Origin of the sequence: Geojedonia litorea (genome assembly GCF_042654525.1) — a bacterium.
Taxonomy (GTDB): domain Bacteria; phylum Bacteroidota; class Bacteroidia; order Flavobacteriales; family Flavobacteriaceae; genus Geojedonia; species Geojedonia litorea.
This window is the reverse complement of sequence record NZ_JBHSGP010000014.1, coordinates 1-18,038: the sequence shown is the minus strand read 5'-3', so window position 1 is coordinate 18,038 and position 18,038 is coordinate 1. Positions and strand designations below refer to the sequence as shown.

Here is an 18,038-nt window from a genome sequence, read left to right as displayed (position 1 = left end):
CAAATTAAATTAAAATGAAATAACTCCATATCTTTGAAATGTAACAAATGATAGTTATTCACGTCAAATAGTTACATCAATCATTAAAATTAATCATCATGAGTTTTTGGAGAGTCTTACTTTCTATTATTTGTCCACCACTAGCCGTTATAGATAAGGGTTGTGGTTCAATTTTCATTGTCTTCTTATTATGGCTCTGCGGTTGGGTGCCCGGCGTTATTGCAGCTTTGGTTATACTGAACAATCCTAATCGATAACAAGATAAGTTGTATCTTTGCAGCTATGAATAAAACGGTTGAGATAACAGATCTGGGAAATAAAGATTACAAAGAAACGTGGGATTACCAGGAGCAACTTTTTAGGAGCATTCTCGATATTAAAATAAAGAACCGGCGTGAAAACTCTAACCTCATTACGCCTAACTATTTTCTTTTTGTTGAACATCCACACGTTTATACTTTAGGAAAAAGTGGAGATATGTCCAATCTTTTGGTTTCAGAAGAACAGCTAAAATCCAAGAAGGCATCATTTTATAAAGTGAATAGAGGTGGAGATATCACCTATCATGGCCCCGGACAAATTGTAGGTTATCCTATTCTGGATCTGGATAATTTTTTTACCGATATTCACAAGTATTTACGCTTGTTAGAAGAAACCATTATTTTAACATTAGCCGAATATGGCTTAAAAGCAGAGCGTAGTAGTGGTGAAACAGGAGTTTGGCTGGATGTTGGAACCCCATTTGCCAGAAAGATTTGTGCAATGGGTGTTCGTGCTAGTCGTTGGGTAACAATGCACGGCTTTGCATTAAATGTAAATGCAGATTTAGGCTATTTTGATTTAATGATACCCTGTGGCATACGTGGTAAAGCAGTAACTTCTCTTAATGTAGAATTAGGCGTTGATAAAATAAATGAAGAAGACGTTAAATTGAAACTTCTAAAGCATTTCTCAAATCTTTTTGAGGCTCAAATAAGTCATCAAGAACTGCCACATCAGTTTATTTCATAAACTATAATATCTGAGTCATCACCTTTAACAACCAATTCTAAATTACGGTCCTTGTCAATATTGTCAAGCGTTATGGATGAGTTGCCATAAACTGGAAAATTAGCAATTGGCTTTCCTAAACTATCAAAAAGATAAACTTTGTTCGACTGCAGGTCGGTTGTAGTGACATAGATTTTGTCATTGATATAAAAAATCTGTGGAGGCAAATATTCACCAAAATCCAATTCAACTACATGAGATTTTATTGTCAATTTATTTTCAAAAAGTGTGACCAAGGTTCTACTTGTTGAACAAATAAAATGGTCATCACTTATATTAATATTTGATTGACTCACTTGCCCACGTTGGTTAACTTGAATTAAAGTACCATTTGTGTTGGTGGTGGTGAAATTGTTGTTGTAGAGATAAATCTCATTAGTAGAGAAATCAAAAGTTTCTTTTACATCAATCCTAGTTTTTCCAGTACGGTCTAAAATTCTTAACTGCTTTCCTTGAGTAAAAACAATGTAGTCTTTGTTTCCAATCCTAAAATGTTTTGGTTGAGAAGAAATGGTTTCATTTGTTGAATTGAATCTAAACCCTGTAACCGCTTTGCCTTGTTTGTCATACATGAGCAATGATTTTCCTTGAGTAACTAATAGGCGATAGTTTTTGTTGGAGTCATAATCAAACAAAGAAAGTGACTGGGTAATCTTGTCATTAAATTTTAGAGGAAATGGACCAACATCTTTACCATTTCTATCCAATACGTAAACACGATGAGGTGTTGCAAAAACCAATTGCAACCTTCCATTTTTATAAATGTCCATTTGTTCAATGGTTCCTAAAACTTTCCCGTCCAATTGTTTTTTCCAAAAGATTTTTCCTTCATTTGAAATTAGATATAGATTGTTGTTGATATCCTGAACCACAATATCTTTTTGATTGTTGGTATGGTTAATCACCAATTGAGGAGCTGTCAATAGTGATGCATCTATTTTAATGTCGAGAGCCTCTACAACTGTATTATTCGCGCCAGTTGATTTAAAGGTTTTGAAAGCACCGTTCACGTGGGCGAAATCAGTTTCGTACACAAACTGTAAGCATGAAGCTTTGTAGGCTTCTAGTTTTGGGGAAAGTACTTCATTGAAATTTTGGTTAAGTATATTATTTAATGATTGCTGATTAGCATAAACAAATACAGACGAAGCGTCACTTAAATCATTCATAACCGACTTAAAATGACTACTATTACTAATAGTTGTTTTGTTTTGATAGTTTGAAATTATCCCTTTTAAAATATCAGTAGTTTCAGCAAACACAAAAAAGTTGTCAATCACGGCATAAAATAAAGCCGAATTGAAATTGATGAAAGGTGAAAACGTTTCTTCAAAAATTTCAGGAGTATCAAAATCGTAAATATTAACATCTCTAAAGGTCTCAACCAAAATTGGTGTGTCCATTCCCTCTAAAGTTAATTCGGCATCAATAGATTTAATAACTGCCACCTTATTACCATTCAACTTTATAGATCCAACCTCTACGCTATTAACAAAAATAGGGCTTGGTACGATAGAATCCTGTTTTCTATAATTTTGAATGTTCTCATTAAACACCCTAAAATTGTTATAGGTATAACTTATAAAATGGTCAGCATCATTTGGCGCAATTTGACTTAAGCTGTTTTCTTGGGGAATGGTATTTTTAAAAATATTGATCCAGCTTTTTGTAGAATCTGTTGCTTTTGTGACACCATTAAAAATGATATTGTTCTGTGACACATCAACGTCTAAAAGCATGTAATTTGAAAATTGATGTGCATTTAATTGGTCATTATAAAAAAATGAAGGTTTTAAATTTTTAGCCTTTAAATTAAGTACGATAGAAAGTGATCGTTCACTGCTAGAAGTTTTGAAAATCGATTCTAACTCAGGGTCATTTTGTTTCTTATTGATGGCTTGTTCTAATAAGGCTAATGTATTTGATCCTACAAAAATGCTATCTATAACAGTACTGTAAATAGTGTCTTTATCAATTGTAGTTTTGTCTACAGTATACTTTTTTAATTCTAATTTCTCTGAAATTAGATTTGGTAAGGAGTCTAGACTTAAAATGTTTGCATTAAGTTTGGTAGCAAAAGTAAAGTCAGGACTGTTTTGATTATTTGGAACTAATGCAATTAGGAAAGGGTTCTCAGAATTTAAATAACTTAAAATCTCAAGTTTTTTTTGAAGATTCGAAACTGTATTGTAATCTAGTGATGCTTTTAAAAGATCGTTGTTGATCAAAACAGAAGAAATATTTTCTAAAGAATTAGCTTTAATGAAAATAGATGCTGTTTCGGGTGAAAATGCTAATAGGCTAGTCGATTTTTTGTTACGGTTATCGCAACCTGTCAAACAGAAGCATAATAAGAGGCAAACTAATGCATATTTCATGAAAAAATAGAATTTAGACAACGATTTAGATTTAATGACAAATATAAAAAGTTAAAGCTCTAATTTTAATTGTTCGGGTAATAATCTAAAAGACATTCTATGATACGGTGATGGTCCATACTTTCTTATAGCGTCACGATGTTCTTTAGTTGGATAGCCTTTGTTTTGTTTCCAATTATACATCGGATATTCAGCATGAATTTTATCCATATAGGCGTCTCTATAGGTTTTGGCTAATACAGATGCAGCAGCAATACTTAAATATTTTTGATCTCCTTTAATTATTGTCTCAAACGGAATATTATTAAAAGGCTTAAACTTATTACCATCAACAATAATGAATTCTGGAATGGGGTTTAATTGCTCTATTGACTTATGCATCGCTAAAATAGAAGCATTTAAGATGTTGATTTTGTCGATTTCTTCTGGCCAGATATGATGAAATGCAAAAGCCTTTGCTTCAGATTCAATTATAGGCTTAAGCGAATTTCTGTGTTTCGCTGAAAGAAGTTTAGAATCATTTAGTAGACTATTGTTAAAGCGCTTTGGTAAAATTACTGCCGCTGCGGTAACTGGCCCAGCAAGGCAGCCTCTACCAGCTTCGTCGGTGCCACATTCTAGTAAAAATTCCGAAAAATTTGCGTTTAAGTTCAAATCAATAAAATAAAAAATAAAGTTAAACAAAACTTTTTAGCCGTAAGAATATGTTAGCGTTTTAAGCGCTTTTTTTAAGAGGTTTCAATGGATTTGTTAAATGTTTAAACAATTTGTATAAATTTTTGAGTGGTTTGTTTTTTAGGTATAAAATTGGCAAGTTTGCTTTTAGACTAATTCAAATAATTGTTTTTATGAAATTAAAATTAACTAGATTAATAACGCTATTTATGGCGTTAGTAATGCAATTTTCTTTTGCTCAAGAGAAAACTGTCACAGGAACAGTTACATCTGCTACTGACGGCATGCCCTTACCAGGAGTAAATGTAATTGTAAAAGGAACAACAAGAGGAGCTCAAACAGACTTTGATGGAAAATTTTCTATCGTTGCTTCTCAAGGTGAAACTTTAGTGTTTTCATTTTTAGGCTTGACAACAAGTGAAGCACAAGTAGGGGCAAGTAATACCATTAATGTTGTAATGCAGGAAGATATGACAGCATTAGATGAAGTGGTAATAACCGGTTATGCTTCTTACCGAAAATCAGAAGTAACAGGTTCAACAGTACAGTTAAGTAATGATGCGATAACAGATATCATTACACCTACAGTGGATCAAGCTTTACAAGGAAAAGTTGCTGGTTTGACCATTAGTGGTAATTCTGGTACTCCTGGATCTACATCTTCTATTAGAATTAGAGGTATAAGCTCTATTACCGCAGGGAATGAACCGCTTTTTGTTATTGATGGTGTACCAGTAAATAATGGGAACGTTTCTAGTTCAGGAGCAACGTCATTTTTCTCAAATTTGGCTGCTTTTGACAGTAATAACATTGAAACAATCACAGTTCTAAAAGATGCTTCTGCTACAGCGCAATATGGAGCGCGAGGATCGAATGGTGTAATTTTGATTACTACTAAAAAAGGAAAACAAGGAAAAACTACATTTAACTTTTCTTCATCTTATGGTATTCAAAATGATGCTGTAGATGGCCCAGAGCCTTTAACAGCTGCTCATCGTTTAGAGTTAGCTTCTGAAGCGTATTTTAATGATGGGTTTTTTAGCACCAAAGCTGAAGCTGAAGCTTATTTGTTAGCGAGAAATCCATTTAGAAGCTGGGATGAAGCTGGGAGACCAGAAGGAAATTGGAAAGAAGTTATTAAAAATAAAGACGCAGAAATTAAAAAATATAATCTGTCTGCTTCTGGAGGAAATGAGAGCCATACATTTTTTGCCTCATTAGGTTATATGACTCAAGAAGGTACAGTTATTGGTTCTGAATTTGAACGAATCAATGGAGCCGTAAATTTTTCGGTAAATCTTACTGATAAGTTGAAATTTACATCTAACAATTCTGGAGCTTATACATACCAAGACGCATTTTTAGAGCGTAGTGCTTATTTTGAAGGCGCTAGAACAGCACCATTTTTCTTATCACCACTTCGTCAGCCTTATAATGATGATGGATCTATTAATGAGTTTGGAGGATCACTTCCAAATCCATTGTATATTTCTAAATATAACATCAATGATAATACTTTAGCTAGAATTGTATCGAATAACCAAGTATCTTGGGATATTGGTCATGGCTTATCTGCTAGCTCAAGATTCAATATCGATTATCAAGTGTATAATACTAGAAATTATTCTAACAGGAATTATGGATATGGTGTTCCTACTAGTGGTGATGCTAGCCAATATTCAAGAAATACGGTGACTTATACATTTCAGAACCAATTGAATTATAATTTGGCTCTAAATGATGATCATGAATTTGATGTGACTTTACTTCAAGAATACGCATCTAATAGAATTTATTTCTTAGGTGCTTATGGAGAAAACTTTGCTGATGACGGTCTTTATTATTTAGACTCATTAGGAAATCCAGTTTCTATTAACTCAAGTTTTAATGATTCTTATTTAGGAGCTTATTTGGGTGCTATCCACTATAGTGGCTTCCAAGGAAAGTATGTAGTAGATTTAAACTACAGATATGAAGGAAACTCAAGATTTAGCCCTGAACAAAGATGGGGTAGTTTTTGGTCAGTTGGTGGAGCATGGAACTTACATAAAGAAGATTTCATGTCATCAGTAGATTGGTTGAACAATTTAAAATTAAGAGCATCCTATGGTACAACAGGTAATGCCAATATTGGAACAAATCAATACCAATCCTTATTTAGTTTTGGTGTAGATTACAATAGTGAAGGCGCTCAAGTGGTGAATACTTTTGGAAATAAAGATTTATCTTGGGAAAAATCAAGTACTTTAGATCTAGGTGTTGATTTTGGGTTATTTAACGGTGTTGTAAATGGTACTTTCAATTATTACAACAGAGAATCTACAGATCTTTTATTGAATGTACCATTATCACAAACAACAGGATTCTCTTCACAGGTTCAAAATATTGGAGCATTAACTAATAAAGGATTTGAAGTTGAATTAAATTTCAATGTGATCAGCAAAGAAGATATGAACTTAACCCTTGGTGGAAATATCGGAACTGTTGAAAATGAAGTGACCAAATTACCTTTAGATCCAAATGGTGTTGAAAGAACAATTACAACAACTATTACTAGAATAGAATCAGGACACCCAGTAAATGGATGGTATATGCCAACTTGGGCTGGAGTAAATCCTCAAACTGGACTAGAAGAATACTATGTGAATGGTGTTGATGGAGCTACTACAACCAATTTTAATGATGCCGAACAAGTTTGGCAAGGAGATAGTGCAATACCTACTATTACAGCTGGAATGAATTTGCATTTTGATTATAAAGGATTTTATTTAGACGCTAATGCATACTACGCAGGTGGTCATAAAATTTATGAAGGATGGCATAGATATACCAACACTACTAATGGTTTTCCAATTTTTGCATTCCAAGGTTTAACTTCACTTTTAGATAGATGGCAAGAACCTGGAGATATTGCAAGACACGGTAAATTTACTAGTTCATTTACGCCATGGCAAAGACACTCTAAATATTTATACGATGGAGATTACTTAAGATTGAGAAGTATGACTATAGGGTATAACTTTAAAAATAAATTTGAGTCTGTTGGGATTAGCAACATGCAAATTTATTTAAGAGGAAATAATTTATTAACATGGGTTAAAGATGATAATTTGGCCTACGACCCAGAAGTTGACTTAGGAGGTCAAACAGGATTAGAAACTCCTTCAATCAAATCGTTCTCTCTTGGATTAACATTAAACTTTTAAGCTATGAAAAAAATATTTAAATATACATTTATAGCAGGATTAAGCGCGTTGATGTTTAATTCCTGCGGAACGGAAGATTTAGAACCTACTTTAGCGCAGTCTAAAGCGGTTGAAACAAGTATTAACAATGTGGGCAACCTTTATAGTATTGTTAAAGGAATGCACAGTCAATTAACAGCTTCAGGTTATTATGGGCAGGCCATGATAATCACCAACGAAGTGAGATCTGACAATTGTTTCTCTAACGGTAACTCAGGACGATATTCTACTCAAGCAGAATATGAGTATAATGAGAATACTGGTTATATATGGAATGATGCATATGCGGTAATTGCTAATGCTAATATTGTAATTAACGCTGATTTAAACACTCTTGATGGTGACATGGATTTTGGCAAGCATCTTCAAGGAGAAGCCATAGCTATTAGAGCTTTAGCTCATTATGACCTGTTAAGAAGTTTTGGACAGCAACATGCACCAAGTGGAAATCTGGGAGTGCCATATGTGACTACTTTTAAAGGAGATGATTTGTTTCCTTCTAGAATGACTATTGATGAGGTGAAAAATGCTATCTACAATGATTTAGAAACAGCTTACTCTATGATGGATGAGGCATATGATAGTAAAATATTTATTTCAAAAATGGCAGCTAAAGCTTTAGAGTCTAGAGTAGCAATATATTTTGGTGATTGGACTAGAGCTCGTGATGCTGCAAAGATGGTTATTGATTCAAATAAATACACCATCGCTCCAGCAGGTAGTTTTGTTTCTAACTGGGCTTCAAAAGAGGCTGCAAATTCAATTTTTGAGTTACAATATACAACATCAGACAATGCAGGTATTGGGGGTCTAGCTTATATCTATAGATTCCCTGGAGATAGCCCAGCTGGATATGGTGACGTAGAAGTAGAGTCTTCTGTAATCAATCTATTTGAAAGTGCTGATGTACGTCGTGATATTTTAGGATATCAAGATGGTGGTACCCGTTTAAGAAACATGGGAAAATATCCAGATACTGTTAACAATGCTGATAATGTACCATTAATTAGAATTGAAGAAATAGTACTTAATTACGCAGAAGCCTTGTATGAAATAGACAATGCAAGTGCTGAAGCTTTAATACAATTAAATTCAATTCCTTCTAATAGAGGAGCATCACTTTATACATCTGTTACAAAGGATAACATTATGACAGAAAGACGTAAAGAGCTTATGTTTGAAGGATTTAGATTTGACGACATGATGAGAACAGGTCAATCTGTTGACGTTTTGGGATCTATACAACAAGTCATTAGAACACTTTCGTATCCTAATAATTTGTTTGCTTACCCAATACCAAAGGCAGAAACCGATGCAAATTCAAATATGGTTCAAAATGATGGGTACTAAACTTTGAATTAGTCAACTTTATTTGATACAAAAGCGCTGTTTAATACAGCGCTTTTTTTTATAGCATTTTTTAATCTTTACTGGATTTGTTGAAAATAAACTGCTTTGTTAAACATTTTAAAATATTGACTGTTGCCTTAATATTCTTGAACTTTAAAAATATAATAATATTAATTTTCAATGAGGGTGTTATGCCTTTAATACCAACTAAATAGAAGCCTATTGACTAGGTTTTGAGAATAGAATTTTTAGATAAAAAAATTACAATATTGTTAATTTATGAATTGTAGAGTTGTCAAATATTTAACATTTAATTAACGAAATGGCTTGGTTTTGTGATTAAAAATTAGCATGTTTGCCCTAGACTAACTCAAATAATTGTTTTATGAAATTAAAATTAACATGGTTAATGACGCTTTCTATGGCGTTCGTGATGCAATTTTCTTTTGCACAAGAGAAAACAATCACAGGAACAATTACATCGGTTTCAGATGGTTTACCACTGCCAGGTGTAAATGTAATAGTTAAAGGGACTTCAAGAGGAGTTCAATCAGATTTTGATGGAAAATATTCCATTAATGTTAGTGTTGGAGAAACTCTTGTTTTTTCATTTTTAAGTATGAAACCCACCGAAGTTATAGTAGGTGCCAGTAATACTATAAATGTTGCTATGCAAGAAGATGTTGCCGCTTTAGATGAAGTTGTCATCACGGCTCAAGGTATTAAAAGGGAGGCTAAAGCTCTTGGTTATGCGGTAACCACTATCAAGTCTGAATCTATTGAAAGAAAACCGGAAACAGACGTTGCCAAAATCTTAACAGGTAAAATCGCCGGTGTTGAAGTAAATACTGGTGGTGGTTTTTTAGGAACTGCAACAAGTGTAATTATTAGATCTAAAAACTCTATTTCTGGAAACAACCAGCCACTATATATTGTTGATGGCGCTCCAATATCTGGAGACAGATCTTTTGACCTTGATCCAAACAATATTGCTTCTGCCAGTGTTCTTAAAGGACTGGCGGCTTCTACACTTTATGGTCAAGACGGGCGGAACGGTGTAATTGTTATCACTACCAAAACGGGTTCTGGAGCAAATGTTGATAAAAAGTTTGAAGTACAAGTGTCTTCGACTACTGCGTTTTTGGAAGTGAGTAACTTACCTAAATTTCAAAATATTTATGGACAAGGAGCTGACAATGCTATCAATACCACATTCTTTGGAAACTGGGGTGCTAAATTTAATGGTCAAATTGTACCTCACCATTTAGATATTCCTGCTTATGCAGAATCATTTCCACAGTTTCAAGGGGCTACTGTTGAATACAGAGCTATCAAAGATAACGTAGCAGATTTCTTTAATACTGGTATTGGTCAAATAACATCAGTCTTAATGTCTAAAAACTTCGACGAGGATTCTGGTGTAAGCTTTTCATTTGGTCATACAGATCAGCAAGGCTATATTCCTGAAAATGGAATTAGACGATATAACCTTGATTTTGGCGGTAGAACCAAATTATCAAACAAGTTCAGTTTAAACACGAGTGTTAGGTACAACAATACCTTTACTAAACGTCCAACGAGAAACTTCTTTACCTTATTGACTTGGATTCCAAGAAATTTAGATATCCATAATTTACCGTTTGAAGATCCAAATGATGGATCCAGCGTTTATTACAGAACTACAATAACGAATCCAAAATGGCAGCAAAAGTACACCGCTTTTAATGAAGCGAATGATAGAATCTTTATTAAAGCTGGCTTGGATTACGACTTTAGTGACCGTATTAAGGCATCTTATTTATATAGTTTGGATCACTCAAGTACCTTAAATAATGATTATCAAAATAAAGGTGGCGCCGACAATATTCTAGGATTCTTACAAACTTTTGATAGAACTACAAGAGTAACAAACCACAGGTTCTCTATTTCGGCAAGTAATTATAATTTAACCGAAGATATTTCCTTAAATGCAGTCATTGGTGGTGAAGCTAAAAATGTTGTTACTGATTTTTTAGGCATGTTTAGTACTGACCAAGTAGTATTTGATTTTAAAAGACATAGTAATTTTAGAGCTAATTCTCCAATTGAAGGAGGAGCGGAAATTAACACAATCGGTGTTTATGGTCAATTAGAGATGGCATTTAAAAATTATGCGTATTTAACCTTAAGTGGTAGAAACGATTGGGGCTCAACGGTAGAAGATGAAAATAAGTCGTTATTTTATCCTAGTGTGTCTTTATCCTTAATTCCAACAAGTATGTTTGAAGAGCTAAAAGGAGCAAATAATAATTACCTAAAAGTTAGAGGAAGTTATGGTACATCAGCTAATTTCCCAAGCCCTTATTTAACACGACCAATATTGAATGCTAGTGCTAATGCCTACATTAATCCTTTTACAGGTAATTTAGTGTCAACAAACAGTTTAAGTACCTTTTTACCTAACCCAGATATTAAGCCTGAGTTATTAAAAGAATACGAAATTGGTGTTGAAGGCCGCTTATTGAATAACTTCTTAGATTTTGATATTTCTGCGTACAAGAGAATAGTTGAAGATCAAATTTTGAGTTCTAGTTTAGCTAATTCAACAGGATTTAGTAGTACGATTATTAATGCTGGGCGTATAGATACTGAAGGTTTGGAAATTGGTTTAGGGATAAATCCTTTTATAAGTACTACTGAAGGAGGATTTAACTGGAGTATGAATAATCAATTTACCATGTATGAGACAACCGTTGTTGAAATACCTGTGGATAGAGTTGACATTGCAAGTGGAATTAACTATGCTATTGAGGGTGAACCTTATGGTGTATTTAGAGGGACTTATGCAGTAAAGGATGATCTAGGTAATTTATTGATCAATCCAAGTACTGGTAAAATTATATTTAGCGATGATGTTGGACTTGAAGACAAGATTATCGGTGACCCGAATGAAGATTGGCGATGGACAAATATTAATTCATTCTCATATAAAGGATTTAGCCTTAATATTCAGTGGGAATATATCCATGGAGGAGATATTTACTCTGTAACAGCGTCTAACTTATTACGACGAGGAGTTACAGTTGATACGCAAGACAGAGAGGGAACATACATTATACCCGGAGTATTAGGTGACCCAAATACTGGTGAACCACTTTCAGATGGGAATGGAGATAGAATTCAGAATAATATTCAAATTGGAGCTAACGATTTATACTTCATAAACCTACAAGATGTTGATGAGAATATAGTATATGATGCTTCAATTTTAAGGTTGAGAGATGTATCCTTAAGCTACTCCTTATCTAAAAAAGACCTTGAGAGAACACCGTTTGGAAACATAACATTTACCTTGTCGGGAAATAACTTATGGTATAAAACTCCAAACATTCCAGAAGGATTAAGATTAGACCCAGAAGTTCTAAGTTCTGGAGTAGGTAACGGTAAAGGCCTGGATTTCCAAAACGATCCATCTTATACGCAGTATTCTTTTGGGGTTAAATTAACGTTTTAATTATAATTACTATGAAAAAATATATATATAACACTTCAAGATTTACAGCCGCAATTGCTTTGCTGTTTATGGTAATATCTTGTGAAACAACAAATTTGGATATTAATGACAATCCAAATGAGTTAACATTAGATTCTGCTGATCCAAATTATGTGCTAAATGGGATACAATTTAGTTTTGTTGGCCAACATTTTAATTTAAGCAGTATAAGTAGTAGAACTATGCGTCATGTGCATCAGTTTGGAACCTACGCTTCTAGTTCAGGACAAGGAACAATGAATGGTGCTTGGTCAAGTGCCTATTCTATTGCGAATAATCTTAATTTGTTGGAAGATCTTTCTGAAGCTAGAAACCTTCCAAATCATGTTGGAATAGGGCAAGTTCTTGAAGCTTTTGCCTTTATTAATTTGGTAGATTATATAGGCACAGCGGTATATTCTGAAGCTGTTAACCCTGATTTTCCAGCACCTAATTTAGATGGTGGACAATCCATATACAATGCTATGTATGATCAGTTAACAGATGCTGTAGCTAATTTAAGTGCAACGGGTTCTGTAGCCCCAGAAGATTTATTTTATGACGGCGATATGAGTAAGTGGATAAAGCTAGCGAACACACTTAAAATCAAAATGTATGTTCAAACCAAGTTAGTAACTAATCCAAATGCCGTTAGTGAGATCAACGCCATTTTAGCAAGTGGTAATTATATTAGTACATCTGCAGATGATTTTGTAGCGAGATATGGAACGAACGTTACTAACCCTGATACAAGACATCCAAATTTTGTAGGAGCTTATCAAGTAAGTGCGGGTGGTCAATATATGAGTAATGATTTTATGAATACATTACTTTATGGCAAGTCTAATCCAGATCCAAGATTAAGATATTATATATACAGACAAACTGATCAAGATCCTACCGGGACTTTGATACCATGTGCAGGAGATCCAAATTATCAATACTGTTATGTAGGTAATGGCTATTGGGGTAGAGACCATGCTGATGATGAAGGTATCCCCAATGATGGTTCCTTAAGAGCAACGTACGGAATTTATCCGGCAGGTGGTGCCTATGATGATGATAGTTTTAAAAGAACTCCAGAATCTACAAATTTGGGAGGAGCAGGCATCCATCCAATGGTATTGTCCTCCTTTACTAAATTTTGGTTAGCTGAAGCTGCGTTGCCAGCACCCGCTGGTTTAGGAACCAATGGTAATTCCAGAACCTACCTTATGAATGCTATGCAAGACTCATTTGACAAAGTAGAAAGTTTTAGCGGTGTTGCAATGGTAGATGCTGATGTAACCTCATATATAAATGAAGTACTAGCAGAATATGATGGTGCCGCTGATGATCAAGAACGACTTGCAATCATCATTAGAGAGTATTATATCGCTATGTGGGGTAATAGTATTGAGGCTTATAACAATTACAGAAGAACTGGATATCCTACATTAGGAATGTCTGTAATTGCAAATACAGCTTTTCCAAGAAGTTATTTTATTCCAAGTTCTGAACTAAATTCTAATGACAACCCAGCATTGGAGCAAAAGAAGTTAACAGATCAGGTATTCTGGGATACTAATCCAGCTGGATTTATAGACTAAAAAATAAAAATTAAGAATATGAAAAAATTAATTTATACAATATTTGGTGTAGTGCTAATGCTAAGCCAATATTCATGTACAGATCAAAGTACTTTCAATAATCCTGCTCATCATGAGCTTGAAAATGGTGCTTTTGTGAGATTCACAAATAATGGGGTAGCAGCTACCTATCCAGACGCGCAAAACATTTCTATTTCAGAAGAGATTTATGATGCCAATGGAAATATTAGCGAATACTCCTTAACTCTGACTGCAACTATAAGTGGAGCTACTTATAAGGCAGAAGACTTTATTATAATTACTAGTTTTCCCGCAGTTTTGAATATTACGAGCCAAAGTATGGCAGATGCACTTGGAGTGTCGGTGTCTAATCTAGGTTTTGGAGACTCATTTAATTTTATAGGAAAAGCAACAAGAAATGATGGTGTTGTGTTTTATGGTGTGAGACCCTCATTCAGTTCAACACAATTAACAGTTGGTCTTGGAAATACTGAAGGTCAATTATTTACTCCTGCTTATAAAAATGCAATGAATTTTGGAACTATTGTATCTTGCCCATTTGTACAGGCAGATATGTTAGGTACATATACCATTATTGAGGATGATGGCTTTAATGCAACTACAGACACACAATTTGAGGTGATAGCTGGTGCTAATGCTAATCAAATAATTTTGGTGAACCCATTACATTCCGCAGGGAATTTTAATATTGCTGTGAATGTAAGTGCATTAGGGATAGCCACGTTTCCAAGACAAGATGCTGTATTAACCGAAGAAATTTGTTGTGCGGGCTATTCACCAACTTGGTTTAGGTCCAATGCAACTGTGTCATTAGGGTTATCATGTATAGGATACTTGAGCCTTAATTTTGATACAGGTTTAGGTTTTGCTGGTTCCGATGGAACTGGATTCACTTTTGGACCAGGAGTTTTCATTGCACAAAAAAATTAATTTAAAATAGTTATATCATGAAAAAAATTAAATATATTATTTGCTCAATGGCATTGTTAACTATTTTATCTTGTGGTGATGATGACTTTTCAAGGGCCTATGTTGATGATGAAATTAAGACTGCCCTTACTGGACAGTTAGAGTTAAGTAGAACCGTAGCTGCGCCTGGGTTGAAAATTGGGTTTACCTTTTCTTTGCCCCAAAGTTTTAATGTTGAATCAAAAGTTGAAGTTACAGCAACTACTTTCGATTTTAAACAATCTAAATCATTTGTGACAGTTCCAGCAGGTCAAATGTCTGGGTCTGGCACCATAACAATGCCAGGAACTGGTACTGTTGCTAATTCTTTTTTTGGAATTAATGATTTTGTTACTGTACAGCTAACAGGCGTTGCTTTAACTCAACCAGAATCTGGACCTGCAATTGAAGATCCTTATACTTTATCTTCTGAAGGAATTTCGGTGAGATTTATTGATAGAGATCCAAATTGGATGAGAATTTTATCTGCACGTAGTTTGGTTTTATCTTTAGATTGGGCTAATCCGGCAGAAAATGATTTAGATTTATATGTGTATAATTCTGTTACAGGAGCCTATATAGAAGCTTCTGAAACAGGTTCAAGATGGGAGGGAGACTTTATAGATGATGGCCACCCGGACGGAGTGTACTATGTTGAGGTAGGGTTTTGGTCCGTCACTGGTGACGATATTCCTTATAGTATTCATTGTTTAAGAAATGATGACACGGTAGATTACTACGAAGGGGTTTTTCAATCTCCAGTTTCTAGAACCTATTTGTCACCTATTTTAGTATTAACTAAAACAACAATAGATGGTAACGCGTATATATCAACATCGCTACCTTAATATTCATTAAAAGTAAAATTATAGAAAAGCCACCTCACAAGGTGGCTTTTTGTATATAAAATAAACCGCTTTGTTTACCGTTTTTAAATCTTTACTTTTGCCTTTATTTTTGTAAAATGAATAAACAAATCTTTTGTGTTCTATTAGTTCTAGGATTGTGCCTTGGGGCACTTGCGCAATCTCCTACATTAGACAACCGCGTAAAACCTTTGAGAGATGGAAGGGTTCAAGATACAATGCAATCAAGATTCAATTCCGAAAGTAGAGGAATAAAGAATACAGAAGCCAAAATTCAAGATTACAAAATCATTTCAATAAAAAATGACACTACCTTTTTAGATACTACATTATCCATTAAAAAGGAGTATAAATTCAATTATTTACGAAAAGATAATTTTAACCTCATTCAGTTTTCAAATATTGGCCAAACTTATAATACCTTAAGTTTTGCTTTTGAAAATGACCAAACACAACCTTTATTTGGAGCGCGTGCACGCCATTTTAATTATATGGAGTTGGAAGACACCTACTATTATTATGTACCTACACCATTAACAGAGTTGTTTTTTAAAACAGCCTTCGAACAAGGCCAAGCTTTGGACGCCTTTTTTACCGTAAACACCTCTAAACAGTTTAACTTTTCAATTGCCTATAAAGGCTTGCGTTCACTTGGTAAGTATCAACATATTTTAACAAGTACAGGTAATTTTAGATTTACCACAAATTACAAAACAAAAAATAATAGGTATCATATGCGAGCGCACATGGTTTCTCAAGATTTATTGAATCAGGAAAATGGTGGATTGAAAGATAGCGATTTAATAAATTTTGAATCAGGTAATCCTGATTTTTTGGATCGATCTGTTTTCGATCCCAATTTCGAAAATGCTGAAAGTGTTTTAAAAGGAAAACGTTTTTACATAGACCATCATTATGCATTAGTATCAAAGACCGACAGTTTAAGTGCTAATAAACTTAAAATAAGAAACACTATTAATTTTGAAGACAAGTTCTATCAGTTTAAACAAACATCGGCAGCAACTAGTTATTTTGGAGAAACCTTTAATACAGCAGTTAACGATAAGGTTACACTGGAAGATTTCAGAGTAAGAGGGTATTTAAATTATGAAAATGATATTCTAGGTGGCCTTCAATTTAATTTAGATTACCACAACTTTAATTATGGTTATGATAAATTGGTTGTTCTGGATAATGAAACAATTACCAATCGAATAAAAAGTAGTTTTATTAGAGTAGGTGGTTCCTACAAAAAGCAAATTGGAGAATTTCAACTCAAAGGAGAATTGGGAATAAATCTTTCAGATGAGTTTAAAGGAAATTTTTTAAAAGCTCAAGCGTCTTATAAAGTTAATGATGATATTTATGTTGAAGGACTTATTAATTCCAATTCTTCCTTGCCTAACTATAATTATTTATTATACCAAAGTGACTATGTAAATTACAATTGGGATAATACCAATAAGTTTGACAATCAAACCATGCAATTAATAGGTTTTAAGTTCAATTCGCAAAAACTATTAAATATTGAAGTTGATTATACAACCTTGGGCAATTATACATTTTTTACAAAAGATAATAATAGCGGAGTCAAACCAGTCCAAAGTGATGCAACCATAAACTATTTGCGATTAAAAATTGGCAAGGAAATTAAGTTTGGCCACTTTGCTCTCGATAATACAATTATGTATCAAAATGTGCTGAATGGCGATCAGCAACTGAATGTTCCCGAAATTATAAGCCGAAACACATTCTATTATTCTAATCATTTGTTTAAAAAAGCAATGTATCTGCAAACAGGAGTGACCTTAAATTACTTTACAGAGTATTATATGAATGCCTATGATCCTCTTCTGGCCGAATTTTACGTTCAAAACCAGACCAAATTAGGAGGCTTTCCTAGGCTAGACTTTTTTATCAATGCAAAAATTAGGCAAACACGTATCTACTTAAAGGCCGAGCACTTTAATTCATCCTTTACAGGATACAATTATTATTCAGCACCAAACTATCCTTACCGAGATTTTGTGGTAAGGTTTGGCATTGTTTGGAATTTTTTCTTATAATATATTATGGTATTTGTTTTGTTTTAAAAACAAAACACCGTGCTTTCACAACTCGCTACCTTATAAATAAGGTGAGCTCAAACAATTGTTCAATCACTAATACGCTCACTTTCAACACCCAAAAAAATACTTTAAAAAAAGGGGTAAAAAGTTTTGTTTGGAAGAAAAAAAGGGTTGTATATTTGCAGCCGCTAAAACGGTTAGATGCTGTATTGGTAAAAGTTCATTGTGATATTTTATTGGTTGTTATAATAGGTTTGAAAAAACTTTTTCAAAAAAGATTGGTAAAGTATTGTGGGAATAAAAAAAGGGTTTTATATTTGCACCCGCTTAAGGGGT

At 33.8% G+C, this 18,038-nt stretch carries 11 protein-coding genes; 9 read left to right on the top strand and 2 right to left on the bottom strand.

Going from position 1 to position 18,038, the window contains the following annotated elements:
* The first annotated feature begins 98 nt into the window (after positions 1 to 98).
* Together ACFO5O_RS08170 and lipB are read left to right on the top strand one after the other, a co-directional pair.
* Positions 99 to 257, top strand: a complete 159-nt coding sequence (locus ACFO5O_RS08170) for a YqaE/Pmp3 family membrane protein (protein WP_119029747.1) — start codon at positions 99 to 101, stop codon at positions 255 to 257.
* Positions 258 to 282: 25 nt separating this feature from the next.
* Positions 283 to 1,011 (top strand): lipoyl(octanoyl) transferase LipB, encoded by a 729-nt coding sequence (lipB, locus tag ACFO5O_RS08165; protein ID WP_387962683.1) that lies wholly within the window; start codon positions 283 to 285, stop codon positions 1,009 to 1,011.
* Here the strand turns inward: lipB and ACFO5O_RS08160 are convergent.
* A complete protein-coding gene (locus ACFO5O_RS08160; protein ID WP_387962681.1) occupies positions 996 to 3,428 on the bottom strand; it encodes a ribonuclease HII in 2,433 nt (810 codons plus the stop codon). The genes lipB and ACFO5O_RS08160 overlap by 16 nt on opposite strands.
* Positions 3,429 to 3,479: 51 nt before the next feature.
* A complete protein-coding gene (locus tag ACFO5O_RS08155; protein WP_387962679.1) occupies positions 3,480 to 4,082 on the bottom strand; it encodes a ribonuclease HII in 603 nt (200 codons plus the stop codon).
* A gap of 194 nt (positions 4,083 to 4,276) precedes the next feature.
* Here ACFO5O_RS08155 and ACFO5O_RS08150 point away from each other — a divergent pair, with 194 nt between their 5' ends.
* From ACFO5O_RS08150 to ACFO5O_RS08120, 7 genes are all read left to right on the top strand, one after another.
* Positions 4,277 to 7,309 carry a SusC/RagA family TonB-linked outer membrane protein gene (locus tag ACFO5O_RS08150; protein ID WP_387962677.1) on the top strand — a complete coding sequence of 1,011 codons (3,033 nt, stop codon included), beginning with the start codon at positions 4,277 to 4,279 and terminating at the stop codon, positions 7,307 to 7,309.
* Positions 7,310 to 7,312: 3 nt separating this feature from the next.
* Positions 7,313 to 8,698, top strand: coding sequence for a RagB/SusD family nutrient uptake outer membrane protein (locus ACFO5O_RS08145; RefSeq protein WP_387962675.1), 1,386 nt, complete (start codon positions 7,313 to 7,315; stop codon positions 8,696 to 8,698).
* A gap of 385 nt (positions 8,699 to 9,083) precedes the next feature.
* A complete protein-coding gene (locus ACFO5O_RS08140) occupies positions 9,084 to 12,191 on the top strand; it encodes a SusC/RagA family TonB-linked outer membrane protein (protein ID WP_387962673.1) in 3,108 nt (1,035 codons plus the stop codon).
* Positions 12,192 to 12,202: 11 nt separating this feature from the next.
* The gene (locus ACFO5O_RS08135; protein ID WP_387962671.1) at positions 12,203 to 13,798 is read left to right on the top strand and encodes a SusD/RagB family nutrient-binding outer membrane lipoprotein; all 1,596 of its coding nucleotides are present in this window, start codon (positions 12,203 to 12,205) and stop codon (positions 13,796 to 13,798) included.
* Positions 13,799 to 13,816: 18 nt separating this feature from the next.
* The gene (locus ACFO5O_RS08130) at positions 13,817 to 14,749 is read left to right on the top strand and encodes a hypothetical protein (RefSeq protein ID WP_387962669.1); all 933 of its coding nucleotides are present in this window, start codon (positions 13,817 to 13,819) and stop codon (positions 14,747 to 14,749) included.
* A gap of 17 nt (positions 14,750 to 14,766) precedes the next feature.
* Positions 14,767 to 15,615: a hypothetical protein gene (locus ACFO5O_RS08125; protein WP_387962667.1), complete on the top strand. Its 849-nt coding sequence runs from the start codon at positions 14,767 to 14,769 to the stop codon at positions 15,613 to 15,615.
* 116 nt (positions 15,616 to 15,731) lie between these two features.
* Positions 15,732 to 17,699, top strand: coding sequence for a putative porin (locus ACFO5O_RS08120; protein ID WP_387962665.1), 1,968 nt, complete (start codon positions 15,732 to 15,734; stop codon positions 17,697 to 17,699).
* The last annotated feature ends 339 nt before the right edge of the window (positions 17,700 to 18,038 follow it).

Bases quoted from the DNA above. Each gene is read 5' to 3' on its own strand.
- ACFO5O_RS08150 (WP_387962677.1), top strand. From the start codon at position 4,277: ATGAAATTAAAATTAACTAGATTAATAACGCTATTTATGGCGTTAGTA.
- ACFO5O_RS08125 (WP_387962667.1), top strand. From the start codon at position 14,767: ATGAAAAAAATTAAATATATTATTTGCTCAATGGCATTGTTAACTATT.
- ACFO5O_RS08120 (WP_387962665.1), top strand. From the start codon at position 15,732: ATGAATAAACAAATCTTTTGTGTTCTATTAGTTCTAGGATTGTGCCTT.
- ACFO5O_RS08145 (WP_387962675.1), top strand. From the start codon at position 7,313: ATGAAAAAAATATTTAAATATACATTTATAGCAGGATTAAGCGCGTTG.
- lipB (WP_387962683.1), top strand. From the start codon at position 283: ATGAATAAAACGGTTGAGATAACAGATCTGGGAAATAAAGATTACAAA.
- ACFO5O_RS08130 (WP_387962669.1), top strand. From the start codon at position 13,817: ATGAAAAAATTAATTTATACAATATTTGGTGTAGTGCTAATGCTAAGC.
- ACFO5O_RS08135 (WP_387962671.1), top strand. From the start codon at position 12,203: ATGAAAAAATATATATATAACACTTCAAGATTTACAGCCGCAATTGCT.
- ACFO5O_RS08170 (WP_119029747.1), top strand. From the start codon at position 99: ATGAGTTTTTGGAGAGTCTTACTTTCTATTATTTGTCCACCACTAGCC.
- ACFO5O_RS08140 (WP_387962673.1), top strand. From the start codon at position 9,084: ATGAAATTAAAATTAACATGGTTAATGACGCTTTCTATGGCGTTCGTG.
- ACFO5O_RS08160 (WP_387962681.1), bottom strand. From the start codon at position 3,428: ATGAAATATGCATTAGTTTGCCTCTTATTATGCTTCTGTTTGACAGGT.